Below are 19131 nucleotides of genomic sequence, written 5' to 3'. Positions count from 1 at the left end.
CAAGTTAGGACAGCCTTGCTAGCGTGCGTTCTGCCCAGGATGCGACTATGAGCAGGCATCTAGCTTAAGTTACCCGTTGGTAACCTCAATAAGTTACCAGCCGGTAGCTACATAACTGGGAGAGGCGCGGTGGAGAATCTCGAACACACGCTCGACGTGGCCAGACTGGTCATCGGGCTGTTGGCAACGGTCGTCGTCCTGGGGTTCGCCGCCAAGCGCATCCTGTGGCTGACCAAGCTGATCAGCTCCGGGCAGAAGCTCGGTGACGAACGTGGCCGCAAGGACGATCTCGTCCGCCGCTTCCTGAACCAGAACAAGGAAGTCTTCGCCCAGTCGAAGCTCCTCAAGTGGTCCATCCCCGGCATCGCGCACTTCTTCACCATGTGGGGCTTCTTCGTCCTCGCATCGGTGTACCTGGAAGCCTATGGCGTCCTGTTCGATCCGAAGTTCGCCATCCCGTTCGTCGGACACTGGGCCATCCTGGGCTTCCTGCAGGACTTCTTCGCCCTGGCCGTGCTGGCCGGCATCGTCGTCTTCGCGATCATCCGCCTGACCAAGAACCCCGACAACATCGGTCGTGAGTCGCGGTTCTACGGATCGCACAACGGTGGCGCGTGGGAGATCCTCATCATGATCTTCCTGGTCATCCTGACCTACGCGATCTTCCGCGGTGCCGCCGTCAACGTCCTGGGCGAGCACTTCCCGTACCAGAACGGCGCCTTCTTCTCCGACGGCATGGCCGCGCTGCTGGCTCCGCTGGGCCACACCGCCAACGTCTGGATCGAGACCATCGCGCTGCTGTCGCACATCGGCGTCATGCTGGTCTTCCTGCTGATCGTGCTGCACTCCAAGCACCTGCACATCGGTCTGGCCCCGATCAACGTCACCTTCAAGCGGCTGCCCGACGGCCTCGGCCCGCTGCTGCCCATGGAGTACAAGGGCGAGAAGATCGACTTCGACGATCCGGCCGAGGACGCGGTGTTCGGCCGCGGCAAGATCGAGGACTTCACCTGGAAGGCCAACCTCGACATGGCGACCTGCACCGAGTGCGGTCGTTGCCAGTCGCAGTGCCCCGCCTGGAACACCGGTAAGCCGTTGTCCCCCAAGCTCGTGATGATGAACCTGCGCGACCACCTGTTCGCCAAGGCGCCCTACATCATCGAGGGCAAGCCGATGCCCGAGGAGGGCTCGGTCGACTTCGCCAAGCTGGGTGACAGCCTGCACGGACACGGCGTCCCCGAGGACGGCTTCGCGCGCATCGAGGGTTCCGGCCCCGAGCAGGCGCTCCGCCCGCTGGTCGGCACCGCTGAGCAGGGCGGCGTCATCGACCCCGACGTGCTGTGGTCCTGCACCAACTGTGGTGCCTGCGTCGAGCAGTGCCCGGTGGACATCGAGCACATCGACCACATCGTCGACATGCGCCGCTACCAGGTCATGGTCGAGTCCGACTTCCCCGGCGAGCTCGGCGTGCTGTTCAAGAACCTGGAACTCAAGGGCAACCCCTGGGGCCAGAACGCCAAGGAACGCACCACCTGGATCGACGAGCTGGACTTCGACATCCCGGTCTACGGCCAGGACGTCGAGAGCTTCGACGGCTTCGAGTACCTGTTCTGGGTCGGCTGCGCCGGCGCCTACGAGGACCGCGCCAAGAAGACCACCAAGGCCGTCGCCGAACTGCTCGCCACCGCGGGTGTGAAGTTCCTGGTGCTGGGCACCGGCGAGACCTGTACCGGTGACTCGGCCCGCCGCGCCGGTAACGAGTTCCTGTTCCAGCAGCTCGCCGCGCAGAACGTCGAGACCATCAACGAGCTGTTCGAGGGTGTGGACCCCGACAAGCGCAAGATCGTCGTCACCTGCCCGCACTGCTTCAACACCATCGGCCGCGAGTACCCGCAGCTGGGCGCCAACTACACCGTCGTGCACCACACGCAGCTGCTGAACCGCCTGGTGCGGGACAAGAAGCTGATCCCGGTGTCGTCGGCCAGCCAAGAGGTCACCTACCACGACCCCTGCTTCCTCGGTCGCCACAACAAGGAGTACGAGGCCCCGCGTGAGCTGGTCGGCGCTGCCGGCGCGAAGCTCACCGAGATGCCCCGCCACGCCGACCGCGGCCTGTGCTGTGGCGCCGGTGGTGCCCGCATGTGGATGGAAGAGCACATCGGTAAGCGCATCAACACCGAGCGTGCCGAAGAGGCCGTCGACACCGGCGCCTCGGCGATCGCGACCGGCTGCCCGTTCTGCCGCGTGATGATGAGCGACGGCGTCGACGACGTGGCCGCGACCCGCAGCATCGACAAGACCGAGGTGCTCGACGTCGCGCAGCTGCTGCTGAACTCGCTCGACACCAGCAAGGTGACGCTGCCCGAAAAGGGCACGGCGGCAAAGGCTTCCGCGGCACTCGCGGAAAAGAAGGCCAAGGAGGCCCCGAAGCCGGCTCCGGCCGCTCCGGCTCCCGCTGCCGAGGCCGCTCCGGCCGCCGAGGCACCTGCTGCCGCTCCCGCCGCCGCCAAGCCGGTCACCGGCCTGGGTATGGCTGCCAAGCGTCCGGGCGCGAAGAAGGCTGCCGCCCCGGCTGCTGCCGCTCCGGCCGCCGAGGCTGCTCCCGCCGCTGAGGCTCCGGCTGCCGCGGCCCCGGCCAAGGGTCTGGGTCTGGCTGCGGGCGCCAAGCGTCCGGGTGCCAAGAAGGCTGCCGCTCCGGCTGCCGCTGCCGCTCCGGCCCCGGCCGCCGAGGCTGCTCCCGCCGCCGAGGCTCCCGCCGCACCGGCCGCTCCCGCGGCTCCGGTGAAGGGTCTGGGCCTGGCCGCGGGCGCGCGTCGCCCCGGCGCCAAGAAGGCGGCTGCTCCGGCAGCTCCGGCGGCCCCCGCCGCTCCGGCTGCTGAGGCTCCGGCGGCTGAGCCGGCCGCCGAGGCACCCGCCGCAGAGGCACCCGCTGCTCCGGCGGCAGAGGCCAAGCCGGAACCGCCGGTCGTCGGACTGGGCATGCGTCCGGGCGCGAAGCGCCCCGGTAAGCGGTAACGCGAAGTACACCGCAATGGCCAGCTACGACCGCCGCGAGGAGCGTCGTAGCTGGCCATTGGCATATGTGGCCCTGATCGCAGATGGGCAAAAGAATTCGACACCGATGAGAGCATGGAACCCGTGACCACCCACCAGGTACCCGCTGACCGCACATGGCACAGCGGCCATCCGCGTAATCAGCGGACGTTTGCGCAGTCGACCAAACTGCAGGACGTCCTCTACGAGATCCGCGGCCCGGTACACGAGCAGGCCTCCCGGCTCGAGGCCGAGGGCCACCGGATCCTCAAGCTCAACATCGGTAACCCGGCGCCGTTCGGCTTCGAGGCGCCCGACGTGATCATGCGCGACATGATCGCCGCCCTCCCCCACGCCCAGGGCTACTCCGACTCCAAGGGCATCGTGTCCGCGCGCCGCGCGGTGGTCACCCGCTACGAGCTGGTCGAGGGCTTCCCCCGGTTCGACGTCGACGACGTCTTCCTGGGCAACGGCGTCTCCGAGCTCATCACGATGACGCTGCAGGCACTGCTCGACAACGGCGACCAGGTGCTGATCCCGGCCCCGGACTACCCGCTGTGGACGGCGTCGACGGCGCTGGCCGGCGGTACCCCGGTGCACTACCTGTGCGACGAGACGCAGGGCTGGAACCCTGACATCGCCGACCTCGAGTCGAAGATCACCGACCGCACCAAGGCGATCGTCGTGATCAACCCGAACAACCCCACCGGCGCGGTGTACAGCCGCGAGACGCTGGAGTCCATCGCGAACCTGGCGCGCAAGCACCAGCTGCTGCTGCTGGCCGACGAGATCTACGACAAGATCCTCTACGACGAGGCCAAGCACATCCCGATGGCCTCGGTGGCGCCCGACATGCTGTGCCTGACGTTCAACGGCCTGTCCAAGGCGTACCGCGTGGCGGGCTACCGGTCCGGCTGGCTCGCCATCACCGGCCCCAAAGAGCATGCATCCAGCTTCCTGGAGGGCATCAGCCTGCTGTCGAACATGCGGCTGTGCCCGAATGTGCCTGCGCAGCATGCCATTCAGGTGGCGCTCGGCGGACACCAGAGCATCGAGGACCTGATCCTGCCCGGCGGCCGGCTGCTCGAGCAGCGCGACGTCGCGTGGCAGAAGCTGAACGAGATTCCCGGCGTCTCCTGCGTCAAGCCCGAGGGTGCGCTGTACGCGTTCCCGCGGCTGGACCCCGAGGTGCACGAGATCCGGGACGACGAGCAGCTGGTTCTCGACCTGCTGCTGCAGGAGAAGATCCTGCTCACGCAGGGCACCGGATTCAATTGGCCCACACCGGATCACCTGCGCATCGTGACGCTGCCGTGGGCCCGCGACCTGGCCGCCGCCATCGAGCGCCTCGGCAACTTCCTGGCGAGCTACCGCCAGTAATCCCTCGGGATTTGTGCACGATTTTCCGCGGCTACCGCGGAAAATCGTGCACGAATCACTCCTTCAGACCCGCGATGAAGGTCCGTAGCAGCGCGGCGAGGGTGTTCTCGAGCTCGGTGCCGGGTTCGGGCTGCTTGACGGAATCGATTGCCGCCCAACCCCATACCGCGCCGACGAAGGCGTGGATCGCGGCGGTCAGCAGCACCAGGTGCTGACGGTCCAGCGCCAGCCGGGGCTCGAGGGTCTCGCGTAGCCGGTCCTCGACGTCACGTGCCTGAGTACGCACAGTCTCGGCTGCTTCGGGAGTCAGCCGATTCATCAGCACCGGCGCGGCACTGATCAGGTCGCAGAGCACCTGGCGCTGTGCGAGGGTGTGCGCCAAAGCCTTTGCCGGCGTGCGCCGTTCGTCGTAGAGCTGGGTCCGCAGGTCCGCCAGCCAGCCCAGGTGCTCGTGGTACATCACCGAGAGCAGCAGCGCCTCCCGCGAACCGGCGTACCGCAGCACGCCCGATTTGGCCAGGCCCGCCGCGGCGGCGATCTCCCCCAGCGTCAGCTCACTGGCCCGGGTGTCGTCCAACAGCGCCCGGGTGACCTCCGTCAGACGACGCAGGCGGTCCTCCCGCTGCTGCGGGCTGCGGGCCCGCGCAAACGACAGCGCCGCTGGGGAATCCGACCGATCCATTGCTTAATAGAACACCGTTCCGTTAGCTTGGTCAATATGACACACCACTACGAAGTCCTGGTCACCCGCCATGCGCGGGCCACGCCGAGCACGCTGTTCGACGTGGTGGCCGACGGGTCCCGCTGGTCGGAGTGGGCGCGGCCCCTGATCAACTACTCGACCTGGGAGACCCGCGGGCCCGCCGACGACGGCGGCGTCGGGGCAATCCGCGCCGTCGGTACGCCACGATTTCCCGCGCGCGAGCAGACGACGATCCACGAGCCCGGCCGGCGGCACGGCTACACCATCATCTCGAAGACTCCCGTGCGGAACTACCAGGCCCAGGTCACCTTCACGCCCGAGCCGGACGGCACCCGCGTCGACTGGCACGGCACCTTCGAAAGCCCTTGGCGCGTCGTCGGTCTGGGTTACCGCGCGGTGGTCAAGTACGTGCTGACGACGTTGTCGGCCAAGCTGGTGATCGAGGCGGAACGGCGGGGAAGCTCTCAGGCCGACCCCCTAGGCTGGCTCGGGTGGCGCACTCCCATACCCACTCGCACAGTTCCGGCCCGGCTCCGCTCAGCCCGCTGGCCGCGAAGATCGTCGTCGGACTCCTGGCGGTGATCGGGCTGACGACCGTGATCGGCGCCGTCCTGCTGTGGCCGCACGGCAAGGCCGTCGACATCCCCCTGCCGTTCCAGAACGCCCACGGCGGTGCCGTCAGCACCGAGGCCGGGCACGTCGTGTCGACCGGCATGAACAACTGCGGCAGCCCGTCGGTGGGCGCGGTGCTGACCTCCGCCCCCGTCGCCGCGGCGCCCGGCGCGGGCAGCTGCGTGCAGTCGTTGATCGGCATCGACTCCGGGCCCAATTCCGGCGCCAACACCCTGCTGGAGTTCAGCACCGGCCCCGGTCAGCCGCACCTTGCCGCCGGTGACCACATCCGGGTGACGCGGCAGGTCGACGACTCCGGCACCACCACCTATGCCTTCTTCGACTTCGAGCGCACGTGGCCGCTCGTCGCGCTGGCTGCCGTCTTCGCCGTCGTGGTCGTCGCAGTCGCCCGCTGGCGCGGGTTGCGGGCGCTGGTCGGCATCGCCGTGGCGTTCGTCGTGCTGACGGTGTTCCTGCTTCCGGCACTGCGCGACGGCGGCCCGGCCATCCCGGTGGCGCTCGTCGCGTCGTCGGTGATCCTGTACGCGGTGATCTACCTGGCGCACGGCGTCAGCCTGCGTACCAGCGCCGCCCTGCTCGGCACCCTGAGCGCGCTGCTGCTGTCTTCGGTGTTGTCCTGGGGTGCAATCGAATTGGCGCACCTCACCGGGCTGTCCGAAGACCAGAACAACGAGATCGCGGCCTATATGGGGTCGGTGTCGATCACCGGGCTGTTGCTCGCGGGCTTCATCATCGGCTCGCTGGGCGTGCTCAACGACGTCACCGTCACGCAGGCGGCGACAGCTTTCGAACTGGCCGAACACGGCGCGTCCCGGCGCGCCATCTTCACCGGCGCCATGCGGGTGGGGCGCGACCACATCGCCAGCACCGTCTACACGCTGGTCCTCGCCTACGCCGGCAGCGCGCTGCCACTGCTGCTGTTGTTCAGCGTGGCCAACCGGTCGCTGGGCGACGTGCTGACCAGCGAGAGCGTGGCGATCGAGATCGCCCGGTCGGCGGTCGGCGGTATCGCGCTGGCGCTGTCGGTCCCGCTGACCACCGCGATCGCGGCGGTGCTGGCTACACCGCGTCCGACTCGATCAACTCCGTAGCCGCCAGCGCCGAGGCCAGGTCGTCGTGCCGGAACGCCGAGGTGACGTGGTCGTGCACCACGCGGAACGCCGTCGCGGCCGCGCGATCGGCACCGCCGCCCGTGATCGTCTGCTCCACCACCACAACACCGTCGTGCACGAACATCCGGCCGGGCGTCGACTTCTCGTCGAGATCGGTTGCCCAGGCCCGCAACGCATTCCGCCCCTGGGTGGCGCCGTTCGCGTCACCGATCTCGATGTCACCGCTCGACAGCTTGTCCAGGGTGTCCAGGTCCCGGTCGTTGAGGGCGTCGATCCACGCCAGAACCGTGGCGATCTCGGAAGTCGTCATGACTGAAACCTACCCCCTCAGAAAGCCGAGTGATCCACCCAGCGCTGCCACACGGCCGCGTCGCCGATCAGCTCCAGGCCGGCCTCCTCGACCGTCTGCCGGCGATTGACCGCGAGCAGCAGCCCGGTCGCCGGACCTCGCACTGCCGCATCGCCTTTGGCGTGCTGATGTGACCAGCCGAGGCCGTCCTCGTCGTTGACCACCAGCCACTCACCGGTGGGGCCCAGCTCGGATTCCGCGGCGTGCAGGTGCAGCGACCGGCCGCGCTCCAGCGGCGGATCGCCGGCCGGGGCCATCATCGCGACGCGTTCCAGCGTCTCGGTCACCCCGTCGGCGGCCAGCTCGGGATCGAGCACGAACGGAAGGCCCAGCGCCAGAAGCGCATCGGCACGGTGCACGGTCTGCTCGTGGAGCCGGCGCCGGATCCACCAGCCGGCGGGCTTCGGCCCGATGAACGTCCACACCTTCGCATCCGAGCCGACGTGTTCGACGGCATCGATGAGGGCCTGTGCACCGGCGTTGAGCCAGTCGATGGCGCCGTCGAGGTCCTCCGGCGGTTTCCCGTCGCGCACCTCGCGAGGATCGAGCGGTTCCCTACGGTGTTCGGCGACGATCTGGGCGCACCAGCGGTTACCGCGACCGACGTGCTTCAACAGCTGCTTGAGCGTCCACCCCGGACAGGCGGGCACCGGGGTGTCGAGATCGGCAGTGCGGATGATGTCGCCGAAAGCGGCGGTTTCCTCGATCAGGGCTGCGCGGAAGGCCATTTCACGACGGTACCGCTGCGCGCGCCTGCCCGAGTGCGATCGGCAATGCCGCCCAGCCGCGCAGCACCCTGGTGTCGCGGCGGGTGCCGGGACCCGCCAGCTGCGCGTCGGGGAACCGCTCGAAGAACGTCCGCAGGCCCACTTCGCCCTCCGATCGGGCCAGCGCCGCACCGAGGCAGAAGTGCCGTCCGCCGGAGAACGAATGGTGCTTGCCCGCGTTGTCCCTGGCGACGTCGAAGCGGTGCGGGTCGGGGAAGACGGCCGGGTCGCGGTTGGCGCCCGCCAGGTAGACGACGACGGGCTCGCCCGCCTGCACGTGGTACCCCGCGAGGTCGACGTCGACCTTGGCGATGCGGGCCGACAGCTGGACCGGCGAGTCGAGCCGCAGAATCTCTTCGACGGCGGTGGGCCAGAGGTCGGGCTGTGCCAGCAACAGGGCCAGTTGATCGGGATGCTGCAACAACATTCGGATGCCGTTGCCCAGCAGATTCACCGTGGTCTCGAACCCGGCCGCCAGAACCAGTCCCGCGGTGGCGCGCAGTTCTTCGTCGTTGAGCCGGGCGCCCCCGTCGCTGGCCTCGATCAACTGGCTCATCAGGTTGTCGCCGGGATTGGCCCGCAGCTCGCGGATGTGGGTGCTCAGCCAGGTGTTGAAACCGTCCAGCCCGTCTTCGACGCTGAGGTACTGCTGCCACGTCAGCCCGATGTCCAGGCTGGGTGCGGCCAGTTCGCCGAATTCGAGGATGCGCGACCGGTCATGCTCGGGCACCCCGAGGATGTCCGCGATCACCGTGACGGGCAGTTGCGAGCAGTAGCTCTGCACGACATCGACGGTGGCACCCGCCGTCAGGTCGTCGATGAGCCCGGTCGCGGCCTGCTGTACGCGTTCCCGCAATGCCGCGACGGCCCGCGTGGTGAACACCGCCGAGACGGTCTTGCGGTAGCGCGTGTGCTGCTCGCCGTCGACCGACAGCAGCGAGGGCGGCAGCAGGGGATGCAACCGGCCCTTGACGGTGGTCTTGCCCTCCAGCCAACCGAGTGCGCCGGGCAGCGTCCCGCCGATCTGCGTGACGGTGAAATCATCGGACCGCAGAATCTGGTGCACGAGAGCGTGATCCGCGGTGATCCAGGCTGCCCGGCCGCGGTACATCCGGCCTCGGCTGCGCAGTTCGTCGGCGAACGCGCCGGGGTCGGCGCGCACCGACGGGTCGGCGATGAGCCGGCCTTGGAGGTCGCCATGCCGCGCGCCGTATGCGGCGAGCTTGCGGATGACGGCGTGCAGTGCGAACCAGTTGAGACGTTGCCTCAGCGTCATGACGCCGAGCTTAGGCACGCCCGGCAGCGTCGGGCTACATACTGCAGTCGGAAATCAGGGGGTCAGATTGCGGCCCAGCGCGTGCACCCGCCAGCCCGCGGCCTGCCACTTCGCGACGTCGAGGCAATTGCGGCCGTCGACAATCACTTTCACGCGGACGGTGGTCGCGAGCTGTTCGGGGTCCAGGTCCAGGAACTCCTGCCATTCGGTCAGGACCAGCACGGCGTCGGCGCGATCACAGGCCTCGATGACGGACGTGGAGTAGTTCAGCGTCGGGAAGACCCGGCGGGAGTTGTCCATCGCCTTGGGGTCGTAGACGTTGACGGCGGCGCCGTTGAGCTGCAGCATGCCGGCCACGTTCAGTGCGGGCGAGTCACGCACGTCGTCGGACTCGGGCTTGAACGCCGCACCCAGCACCGCGATGTTGGCGCCCAACAGCGTGCCGCCGCACGCCTTGGTGGTCAGCTCCACCATGCGGGTGCGCCGGCGCATATTGATGCTGTCCACCTCACGCAGGAAGGTCAGCGCGGGGTCGGCGCCGAGTTCACCGGCGCGGGCCATGAAGGCGCGGATGTCCTTGGGCAGGCAGCCACCACCAAAACCCAAGCCGGCGTTGAGGAATCGCCGGCCGATGCGGGGGTCATAGCCCAGTGCGTCGGCCAGGACGGTGACGTCGGCGTTGGTCGCTTCGCACACCTCGGCGATGGCGTTGATGAACGAGATCTTGGTGGCCAGGAAGGCGTTCGCGGAGACCTTGACCAGTTCCGCGGTCTGTAGGTCGGTCAGCAGGAACGGCACGCCGCGCTCCAGGATGCGCGCGTACAGCTCCCGGATCGCCGCCTCGGCGCGCTGCGAATCCGCTTGCACGCCAAGGACGATGCGGTCCGGGTGCAGGGTGTCCTTGACGGCGAACCCTTCGCGCAGGAACTCCGGATTCCACGCCACCTCGACGTCGATGCCCGCCGGCGCGAGCTCGCGGGCCCGGGCCCCGAGTTCGGCCGCGGTGCCCACCGGGACGGTGGACTTGCCGACGATCACCGTGGGCCGGCGCAGCCGCGGCACCAGGGTGTCGATGACGGACCGCACGTACCGCAGGTCGGCGGCGTACTCCCCCTTCTTCTGCGGGGTGCCCACGCCGAGGAAGTGCACGTCACCGAATTCGGCGGCCTCGTCATAGTCGGTGGTGAAGTGCAGCCGCCCGGCTTCGATGTTGTCGCGCAGCATCTTCCGCAGCCCTGGCTCGTAGAACGGGATGTCACCGGCCGCCAGCTTCGCGATCTTGCCGGGGTCGATGTCGACGCCGAGGACCTCATGGCCGAGCTCCGCCATGCCGGCGGCATGCGTCGCTCCGAGGTAGCCGGTACCGAACACGGTGCATCTCATACTGCCTTGATAGGCAGCCGCGATGAGCGCATCGCTACGCGACACTGAGCGTCAGGCCAACGGCAGATGACAAACAGCCGCCGGCCTGACGGGCGTCAGTTCTTCTGGCAGAAGATCAGGAAGCAGGTCTGCTTGGGCTGCTTCGGCTTCTTGCCGGAGTCACCGGGGTAGTCGCCCGGGTACCCGTTCGAGCCGCCCGGGTACTGGCTGCCCGGGTATCCGTTGCCGGGGTACTGGTTTCCGGGGTAGCCGTTGCCGGGGTAGTTGCCCGGGTAGCCATCGTCGTCGTGACCGCGGCCGCCGCGACTCGGGTAGTCCGGGTAGTTGTTGCCCGGGTTCCACTGCGGCTGCTGCGGACGCGGCACCCAGGGATTCCAGGCGGGCGGCTGCGGGCCGGGGATCGCGATGACCGGCGGCGGCAGCACCACCGGCGCCGGGGCCGGTACCGCCGCGGGCGGGGGCTCGACCGGTGCGGCCGGCACGTCGGGCATCGATACCGGGACGGGTGCCGGAGCCGGCGCGGGGGCCTCCGGGGCGGGCGCGGGGACGTGCACCTGCGGTGCCGATTCCTTGACGACCTGCGGCGCTTCGACGTGACGCGGCGCCGGGGCGACAGCTTCGGGCGCCGGTTCCGGGGCGGCGGCCGGTGCGGCGGGCGGCGGGACGGCAGCCGGCGGCGGCGCCGGGGCGGCGGCCGGTGCGGCGGCGGCCTGCGCGGGCGCCGGCCGTTGATCGACCGTCGGCCGGATGCTCACCGCAAGCGAAATGGCAAGGGCCACAACACCGACGACGAAGATCGAGGTGAGCGCGCTACCGACCAGCAGGAAGGGCTTGCGGCCCTGATCGGCGACCACGGGGGCGTCGCCCAGCTCGTCGAAACCGAACTCGTCGGCCGTCAGCAGCGGGGCCGCCAGCGGCGCCGCGGCAACGGCACCACCCGGCGCGGCCGAGTACGCCAGGCCGGCGGTGGCGGCGTCGAACATCGGTGCAGTCGCGGACGCGAGGGCGGCACCACGGGCCAGCGCCAGCTCGGCATCGCCCGGGGCGTTCACGGGGATGTCGAGCAGTTCGGCCAGGTGGGCCTGCACGGCCGTGACGTCGACACCGGAGCCGACGACGAACATGCCCTGCGGCGACGTATCGGCACTGGCGACGGCGGCGGCCATGTCGCCGAGGACGGCCATGGCGTCGGTGCTGTGCAGGCTGCGGCTCAGGACCTTCGAGATGGCGCCGTCGGAATCGACGACGGACATGGTGGCGGTGTCGCGGTCGACGAACAGCAGACCGGTGCTCGAGTAGCCGACCGCCTGGCCGGCGGCCTGCGCCAGCGATCCCGCGGCGTGCAGCTCGGAGACCATCATGACGTCCTTGACGCCGGCGGCGTCCAGCGCGTCGCGCAACCGCGCGGCAGCGTCGTGGTCGCTCCAGGCGACGCCCACCGATTTCAGGTGGTGGCCGCCTTCCTCGGCGCTCTCCCGGGTGCCCAGGATGGCGCTGACGACCTGCTCGACCGGCGTTGCTGAATCGTCCGCCGTCTGCGTTTCGAAAATATCGTGGTCGACGATTTCACCGTCGGCCTTGTCACCCTCAACCAGCGCCATACGCACCGTGGTTGGCGTCATAGACACACCCAGAACGATGTCCACTGACCCTCCAATAGTGTTCGCTACGCTATCTAGGCCGCCACCGGGAAACCCCTGCCGAGCAGGCCACAACCAGATACTTCATCGCAGCGAACGGTGGAGTCGTTACCGATTCCCCCAGCTCATCGAGCCGCGATGCAGTTCTTGCCGCGGCGCTGGCTGACACAGTCCCGCCAATGCCGGTGGTTCAACCCTACCCGCGTTCGGCGTAGATGACCTAAGCAGTTTCAGGCGTCCTCGGCGTCCGGGCGGGGCTGCTTCAACAGGTCGGTCAGTGAGGTCGAACCCGACGGCCGGCGGGTGCCCAGGTGACCGTGCACGCCCTCCGCGTAGGCAGTTTCGGCGTGCTGCGTGAAGTCGACGCCGGCAGTCTCGTCCTCGGCGCTGAGCCGGAAGCCCATCACCTTGTCGATGATCTTGCCGAGCACGAACGTCGCGGTGAAGGCGTATACCGCGACGACGGCCATGGCCAGCAGCTGCTTGCCGAGCTGGGCGAATCCGCCGCCGTAGAACAGGCCGCGCGCGCCGCCCGTCATGACGTCCGTCGCGAGCAGGCCGATCAGCACGACGCCGACGACGCCGCCGACGAAGTGCACGCCGACGACGTCGAGCGAGTCGTCGTAGTTGAGCTTGAACTTCAGACCGACCGCGAAGGAGCAGATGACACCGGCCAGCAGCCCGACGACGAGCGCGCCCAGCGTGTTGACCGTGCCGCACGACGGCGTGATCGCGACCAGGCCGGCGACGACGCCGGACGCCGCACCGAACGTCGTCGGCTTGCCGTCACGCACCTGCTCGACGGTGAGCCAGCCGAGCATGCCGAGACAGCCGGCGACCAGGGTGTTCAGGAAGATCGCGGCGGCGGTGCCGTTGGCTGCGAGCGCCGAGCCGGCGTTGAAGCCGAACCAGCCGAACCACAGCAGACCCACACCGAGGAGAACGAACGGCAGATTGTGCGGGCGCATGGCGTCCTGCTTGAAGCCGATGCGCGGGCCCAGCACGATGGCGAGCGCCAGCGCCGAGGCGCCCGATGCGATCTCGACGACCAGACCACCCGCGTAGTCCAGCGCGCCCAGCTTGGCGAGCCAGCCGTCCGGACCCCAGACCCAGTGCGCGATGACGCTGTAGACCACGATCGCCCAGATCGGCACGAAGACCATCCAGGCCGAGAACTTGGCGCGGTCGGCGATCGCGCCGCTGATCAGGGCCGCGGTGATGATGGCGAACGTCAGCTGGAACGTGGCGAAGAGCAGCTCAGGGACGGTGCCGTGCGTGGTGCTGGGGCTGATGCCGAGCATGCCGATGTGTTCGAGGTTGCCGAGGAAGCCGTCGCCATCCGAGAAGGCCAGCGTGTACCCGAGCACCAGCCACGCCACCGTGACCAGCGGAATCGAGATGAAGCTCATCATGATCATGTTGAGCACGCCGGTCGTGCGGACCATGCCGCCGTAGAAGATGGCCAGGCCCGGGGTCATCAGCAGGACGAGGGCGGTGCTGGCGAGCAGCCAGGCGGTGGCGGCGGGATCGATGCCTTGCACGTGGGACTCCTTCGACAATCTTGACGAGGATGTATCGGCGGCGTTTCCGGCGCGCGGCGACTGCGTTTCCGACGTGTTACACCAGCCTCACATGCGTGTTCGGGCTTGGTTCCCCGTGAAACAAGTGGCGGTTAGACGCTGGTGGTTCCGGGTATCAGGGTGTTCATGTTGAATCGCGCCACTGCAGCTGCTGCTCTGCTCACCGCACCGGTCTTTGTGCTGGCCGCCTGCAATTCCAACCAGAACGGCTCGAAGCCGTCGACGTCTGCGCCGCCGACGACCTGGACCCAGGCCAACCCGTCCGCGCTGAACGTCGTGCTGAAGACGTCCGACGGCAGGCCCGTCGCCAATGCCTCGATCGACTTCACCGACGGCTACGCCACCGTGACCGTGGAGACCACTGGCGGCGGCATCCTCGCCCCGGGTAGCCACGGCATGCACATTCACTCCGTCGGCAAGTGCGAGGGCGACTTCACCTCAGCCGGCGGCCATCTGCAGGTCGCTGGGCACACCGGGCATCCGTCGAGCGGTGACCTGACGCCGCTGAACATCCGCGGCGATGGCACCGGGAAGGTCGTCGCGACGACCGACGCATTCACCGAAGCGGGTCTGAAGGGGCCCGAAGGCAGTGCGCTGATCATCCACCAGGGGCCGGACAACTTCGCCAACATCCCGCCGCGCTACACCCACAACGGGACGCCGGGCCCGGACGCCGAGACCCTCGCGACCGGTGACGCCGGCGGGCGCGTGGCCTGTGCGGTGCTTGCCCCGGCTGGTGCTTCTTCTACGTCGTCTCCGTCTACTTCGACGTCGACCGCCACGGTCACCGAGACGACGGGCGTGCCGGTGGCGCCGCCGGTGACGTCTTCGACCACGGTGTCGCCGACTTCCACGACGCCGTCGTCCACTACTCCGTCGACGACCACGACCTCGACCACTGTGGCGACGACGACCACCACGATCCCCACCAGCCCGGTCGCGCCGGTGAACCCGATGCCGGGTGGCTGAGTCTGGGTTTCCGTTGACCCTGCAACGAGGGCGCAAAAGGCCGAGTAGGCGGCGCCCTGGATACAGGGTCAACGTCGGCGAGCAGCCCGTGTGCGTTGATCCTGCGCCTGCGGCGGGAAACACCGAGTAGCGAGCGTCGCTACCGCAGACCCAATCCCCAGTTCCCGTTGACGCTGCGCTGGTGGCGCAAAATTGCGAGTAACCAGGGCCCTGGTTACAGGGTCAACGTCCGCAAGCGGCCCGCGGGCGTTGAGCCTGCAACCAGGGCGACAAAGGCCGAGTAGCCGGCACCCTCACCGCAGAGCGAATTGAGCCTGCGCTCAGGGCTTGACGAAGTTGAGGTACGACCGCGAGGGCGTCGGCCCGCGCTGGCCCTGGTACTTGGAGCCGACCTTGTCGCTGCCGTAGGGGTGCTCGGCCGGGCTGGTGAGGCGGAGCAAGCACAGCTGGCCGATCTTCATGCCGGGCCACAGCGTGATCGGCAGGTTGGCGACGTTCGACAGCTCCAGCGTGATGTGGCCGGAGAAGCCCGGGTCGATGAAGCCCGCGGTCGAATGCGTCAGCAGGCCGAGCCGGCCCAATGAGCTCTTACCTTCGAGGCGGCCCGCCAGATCGTGTGGGAGCGTGCAGGTTTCGAGGGTCGAGCCCAGCACGAACTCACCCGGGTGCAGGACGAAGGGCTCGCCTTCGGCGGGCTCGACCAGGGTGGTCAGCTCGTCCTGCTGCTGCGCCGGGTCGATGTGCGTGTAGCGGGTGTTGTTGAAGACCCGGAACAGGCTGTCCAGCCGGACGTCGACGCTGGAGGGCTGCACCATCGAGTCATCGAACGGGTCGATGCCGAGACGTCCAGCAGCGATTTCAGCCCGAAGATCGCGATCTGAGAGGAGCACGTGGGGAGCCTATCGGCCCGGGTTGATATCCTGCAGCGGCACCATGCCGATGTAGTTCAATGGCAGAACATCAGCTTCCCAAGCTGAATACGCGGGTTCGATTCCCGTCATCGGCTCCACGAAGGTTGAATCTCCGCCACAACGGATACTTTGGGCCCCATGGATGTGCGCGCGATCGGCAAGGGCCTGGGCAGTCTGGACCGAGAGGTCTTCGAGGCGGTCGCCGAGTCACCGAGCCCGCTGCTGGACGCCGCGATGCCGCGGCTGACCAGGGCTGCCGACCATTCCAAGCTGTGGTTCGCCATCGCCGCCGGCATGGGTGCGTTCGGCAGCCAGTCAGTACGCCGCGGCGCCGCACGCGGCGTCGTCAGCCTCGCGGTCACCAGCCTGGTCACCAACCAGCTCGCCAAACGAATCTGGGTCCGGCCGCGCCCGGACCGCACCCTCATCCCGCTTGTCCGGCGGAGCAAGCGCGTGCCCACCTCCAATTCCCTCCCATCAGGACACTCCGCGAGCGCCGCAGCGTTCGCCGTGGGCGTCGGCCTCGAATCCGCGCCGGCCGGTCTGCCGCTGGCGCTGCTCGCCGGACTGGTCGGGCTGTCGCGGGTGGCCACCGGAGCGCACTACCCCGGCGACGTGTTCGCCGGCTTCGGCATCGGTGCCGCGATCGCCGTCCTGGGCGCCGGCATCGTCCCGACCATTCCGGCCACCACGCTGCCGACGTCGGATCCACTGCGGTACCGGACCGAGCCCCGGCCAGAGGGCGAAGGCGTGGCGCTGGTGATCAACCCGGCCTCCGCTGACGGGACGGGCCAACGGATCATCGATGCGGCCCGAAAAGCATTGCCGCGCATGGAGATCGTCGAGCTCGGCGACGACGACGACATCGAGGCGGTGTTGCGGCAGACGGCCGAACGCGCCGACGTTCTCGCGGTCGGTGGCGGCGACGGGACGGTGGCATGCGCGGCGGCCATCGCCGTCGAGAAGGGTGTGCCGCTGGCGGTGTTCCCGGGCGGCACGTTCAACCATTTCGCCAAGGACATCGGCTGTGATTCGGTGGCCCGAACCGTCGAGGCGATCGCCCAAGGCTCCGCGGCCTACGTAGATCTGGTGTGCCTCAACGAGAAACGCATGGTGATCAACACCGCCAGCATCGGCGCCTACCCGAACTACGTGCGGACGCGCGAGAAGCTCGAGCGCCGGATGGGCAAACGCCTGGCCGGGATGTACGCGCTGTACCTGACGTTGCGCAAGGAAGCGCCCGTGCGAATCAACTACGACGACAAGACACTTGAGACCGAACTCTTCTTCCTCGGCAACTCGACGTACTTCCCGTCCGGGTTCGCCCCGTCGGTGCGGCCGCGCCTCGACGACGGCCTGATCGACGTGCGCATCCTGGAAACCGGGCGACGGTTCAGCCGGCTGCGCATCGCGACAGCCGTCCTCTTGGGACGGCTCGAGCGCAGCCCCCTGTATCACGAGCTGCAGGTGCCGGAGTTCCGCTTCACCGCCGTCGACGGACCGACCACCGTCGCCTACGACGGCGAGGTCGGTGAGGCGCTCAGCGAGGCCAGCTTCACCGTGCGGTACCGGGCGCTGCCAGTGTTCCGCCCGCTGCCTTAAGGCCGCATCTCGTAAGCACCGTCGTAGGCCGCCACCTGTTCCCAGACCCGGTCGAACCGTCCCACGTCGGCAACCGGCTTGCGGATCGCCGACAACGCCCACTCCTGTTGCGCCACCGTCGAGCTCGGCTTGCCGTGCAGCGCAACGGCATACGACGAGAAGTCACGGATCTGGAAGTCGAAGATCTGATCCAGCAGGTCGTGGTCGAGCCCGGTCAGTTCGGCCTGCTCGAGGATCAACTGTCCGTAGACGACGAGCGTGAACAGGTGCCCGACGACGAGAACGAAGTCGAGGTCGCGCTGCTGGTCGGCGTCGGGTGCCGCGGTCAGCAACAGGTCCTTGAAGGCCTGCACCTGTTCGTAGAAGCGAGCCACGTTCGGGACCTCGAGGTTCCGCTCGTAGACCGGCGCCCAGTCCGCGAACTGCACTTTCGATGCGCCTCGCGCGGGCCCCTGTGCCCAGAAGAAGACGTCGTCGGCCGCGTCGTCGCGGGTGCCGATCTCGGGGTAGCTCGCCGGGTTGAACATGTAGTTCGGCATGAACTTCAGGATCTGCGCGACGTTGACGTGCACCGTGCCCTCGAGCCGGGGCAGCGCGCCGATCAGCCGGTTGACCTCGTTGAAGTAGGTGTTCTTCTCAAACCCCTTGGCGGCCAGCACATCCCACAGCAGGGTGATGACCCGTTCACCCTCGGAGGTGACCTTCGACTTGGTCACGGGGTTGAACAGCAGGTAGCGGCGGTCTTCGAGGCCGGCGCTGCGGAAGTAGTCGATGGCGCGGTCGCTGAACAGCTTCATCGCGATCAACCGGGCGTAGACGTCGACGAATGACGCACGCACGTGCGGGAAGTCGGTGACGGGGTTGCCGTAGAGAATCCGGTTGTTGGCGTGCGTGATCGCCTCGTAGAACGCGTGCTCGCACATCCCGATCGAGCCGCTGCACAGGTTGAACTTGCCGACGTTGACGGTGTTGAGCGCCGCCGAGAACGCCTCGGGACCGGTGCAGAGAATGTCTTCCTCGTGCACGGGATAGTCGTTGAGCCGGAAGGTGCTGACGAACATCTGGCCGTGCACGACGTTGTCGATCAGTTCGTAGTTCTCATGGCCGCTGTCCGCGACGAACCAGACGTAGCCCTCGGGTCCGTCGACGTCGGTGCGGCGCGAGAACACCGACACCATGCCCGCCACGTTGCCGTTGCCGATGTAGTACTTCTCCCCCGATGCCCGGAACACCACCCCCTCGTCGGTGGTCGGTGTCAGCAGCATGTCGGTGTTGTAGATGTCGGCGCCGTGCTCACGCTCGGACAGGGCGAACGCCATGACGCCGCCGGCCTCGAGCTGCGCGGCAGCCCGCTCCTTGGCCTTGATGTTGTCGCTCTGCCAGATGGGGCCGAGGCCGAGGATGGTGACCTGTTCGGCGTACCAGTACGCGAGCCCGTAGAACCCGAGAATCTCGCTCAGCACGGCGTTGCGTGAGGTGTCCCAGCGCTTGTTCGAGTCACCGTCGGCGAACTCGGACGGCGTCAGGAACGTCGCGAAAACGCGCTCCCGCTTGATGAATTCGAGAAAGTCGGCGACCCACGTCGCATCCAGGTCGTCGCGCAGCAAGCGCACTTTGCCGCGATCCTCGAACCACTCGATCAGCGCCCGTAGCTGACGCCGCGTCTCGGGGTCGAATTTCTGGGGGTCGAAGTCGTTCGGGTTGAGCAGCAGGCCGCGAGAGTTCGGCATGGGCACCTTCTTCGGTCCGGGTTTGGCACCGAATCTAGCGCTCGGAAGCGCGCAGGACGGCGG

Annotated in this window: 15 protein-coding genes and 1 tRNA gene; 7 read left to right on the top strand and 9 right to left on the bottom strand. The window is 68.1% G+C overall.

The features are described from left to right. The first annotated feature begins 129 nt into the window (after window positions 1-129). Window positions 130-3015: a heterodisulfide reductase-related iron-sulfur binding cluster gene (locus tag ACJEIK_RS01950; RefSeq protein ID WP_135356353.1), complete on the top strand. Its 2886-nt coding sequence runs from the start codon at window positions 130-132 to the stop codon at window positions 3013-3015. A gap of 114 nt (window positions 3016-3129) precedes the next feature. After that, window positions 3130-4413: a pyridoxal phosphate-dependent aminotransferase gene (locus ACJEIK_RS01945; protein ID WP_061007085.1), complete on the top strand. Its 1284-nt coding sequence runs from the start codon at window positions 3130-3132 to the stop codon at window positions 4411-4413. Between the two features lie 55 nt (window positions 4414-4468). Here ACJEIK_RS01945 and ACJEIK_RS01940 read toward each other — a convergent pair whose 3' ends face one another. Then, window positions 4469-5095, bottom strand: coding sequence for a TetR family transcriptional regulator (locus ACJEIK_RS01940; RefSeq protein WP_061007084.1), 627 nt, complete (start codon window positions 5093-5095; stop codon window positions 4469-4471). A 36-nt stretch (window positions 5096-5131) separates the two neighbouring features. Between ACJEIK_RS01940 and ACJEIK_RS01935 the strand changes: the two genes are divergently transcribed. Beyond that, window positions 5132-5698 carry an SRPBCC family protein gene (locus ACJEIK_RS01935; RefSeq protein WP_409430944.1) on the top strand — a complete coding sequence of 189 codons (567 nt, stop codon included), beginning with the start codon at window positions 5132-5134 and terminating at the stop codon, window positions 5696-5698. After that, window positions 5608-6840, top strand: coding sequence for a YibE/F family protein (locus tag ACJEIK_RS01930; RefSeq protein WP_409430943.1), 1233 nt, complete (start codon window positions 5608-5610; stop codon window positions 6838-6840). Before ACJEIK_RS01935 ends, ACJEIK_RS01930 begins: the two co-directional genes overlap by 91 nt. Here the strand turns inward: ACJEIK_RS01930 and ACJEIK_RS01925 are convergent. The 6 genes from ACJEIK_RS01925 to ACJEIK_RS01900 form a co-directional block, all read right to left on the bottom strand. Beyond that, entirely contained in the window at window positions 6809-7171 is a 363-nt protein-coding gene (locus tag ACJEIK_RS01925; RefSeq protein ID WP_061007081.1) for a nuclear transport factor 2 family protein, read from the bottom strand. The two genes, ACJEIK_RS01930 and ACJEIK_RS01925, sit on opposite strands and share 32 nt — an antisense overlap. 17 nt (window positions 7172-7188) lie before the next feature. Beyond that, a complete protein-coding gene (locus ACJEIK_RS01920) occupies window positions 7189-7938 on the bottom strand; it encodes a maleylpyruvate isomerase family mycothiol-dependent enzyme (RefSeq protein WP_406802254.1) in 750 nt (249 codons plus the stop codon). Window position 7939: 1 nt separating this feature from the next. After that, the gene (locus ACJEIK_RS01915; protein WP_204158589.1) at window positions 7940-9247 is read right to left on the bottom strand and encodes a cytochrome P450; all 1308 of its coding nucleotides are present in this window, start codon (window positions 9245-9247) and stop codon (window positions 7940-7942) included. Window positions 9248-9307: 60 nt separating this feature from the next. Beyond that, on the bottom strand, window positions 9308-10636 hold the full coding sequence (locus ACJEIK_RS01910) for a UDP-glucose dehydrogenase family protein (protein ID WP_409430942.1): 1329 nt from the start codon (window positions 10634-10636) through the stop codon (window positions 9308-9310). A 95-nt stretch (window positions 10637-10731) separates the two neighbouring features. Next, complete coding sequence (locus tag ACJEIK_RS01905) at window positions 10732-12258, bottom strand: hypothetical protein (protein WP_409430941.1); 1527 nt, start codon at window positions 12256-12258, stop codon at window positions 10732-10734. A gap of 248 nt (window positions 12259-12506) precedes the next feature. Then, window positions 12507-13817, bottom strand: coding sequence for an ammonium transporter (locus tag ACJEIK_RS01900; RefSeq protein ID WP_135356161.1), 1311 nt, complete (start codon window positions 13815-13817; stop codon window positions 12507-12509). A 165-nt stretch (window positions 13818-13982) separates the two neighbouring features. On the opposite strand from ACJEIK_RS01900, the gene ACJEIK_RS01895 reads away from it, so the two are divergent. Next, complete coding sequence (locus tag ACJEIK_RS01895; RefSeq protein ID WP_205848928.1) at window positions 13983-14825, top strand: superoxide dismutase family protein; 843 nt, start codon at window positions 13983-13985, stop codon at window positions 14823-14825. Window positions 14826-15145: 320 nt separating this feature from the next. On the opposite strand, the gene dcd is transcribed toward ACJEIK_RS01895, so the two are convergent. Beyond that, a complete protein-coding gene (gene dcd / locus ACJEIK_RS01890; RefSeq protein ID WP_133428252.1) occupies window positions 15146-15715 on the bottom strand; it encodes a dCTP deaminase in 570 nt (189 codons plus the stop codon). Between the two features lie 45 nt (window positions 15716-15760). Here dcd and ACJEIK_RS01885 point away from each other — a divergent pair. Together ACJEIK_RS01885 and ACJEIK_RS01880 are read left to right on the top strand one after the other, a co-directional pair. After that, window positions 15761-15834, top strand: a tRNA-Gly gene (locus ACJEIK_RS01885). 40 nt (window positions 15835-15874) lie between these two features. Further along, a complete protein-coding gene (locus ACJEIK_RS01880; protein ID WP_133428426.1) occupies window positions 15875-17338 on the top strand; it encodes a bifunctional phosphatase PAP2/diacylglycerol kinase family protein in 1464 nt (487 codons plus the stop codon). Here the strand turns inward: ACJEIK_RS01880 and ACJEIK_RS01875 are convergent. Then, window positions 17335-19068, bottom strand: a complete 1734-nt coding sequence (locus ACJEIK_RS01875) for an acyl-CoA dehydrogenase family protein (RefSeq protein WP_133428427.1) — start codon at window positions 19066-19068, stop codon at window positions 17335-17337. The genes ACJEIK_RS01880 and ACJEIK_RS01875 overlap by 4 nt on opposite strands. Window positions 19069-19131 lie beyond the last annotated feature (63 nt).

The sequence above is a fragment of the Mycobacterium sp. SMC-16 genome, from assembly GCF_046250085.1.
Classification (GTDB): domain Bacteria; phylum Actinomycetota; class Actinomycetes; order Mycobacteriales; family Mycobacteriaceae; genus Mycobacterium; species Mycobacterium phocaicum.
This window is presented reverse-complemented; position numbering and strand designations above follow the sequence as displayed.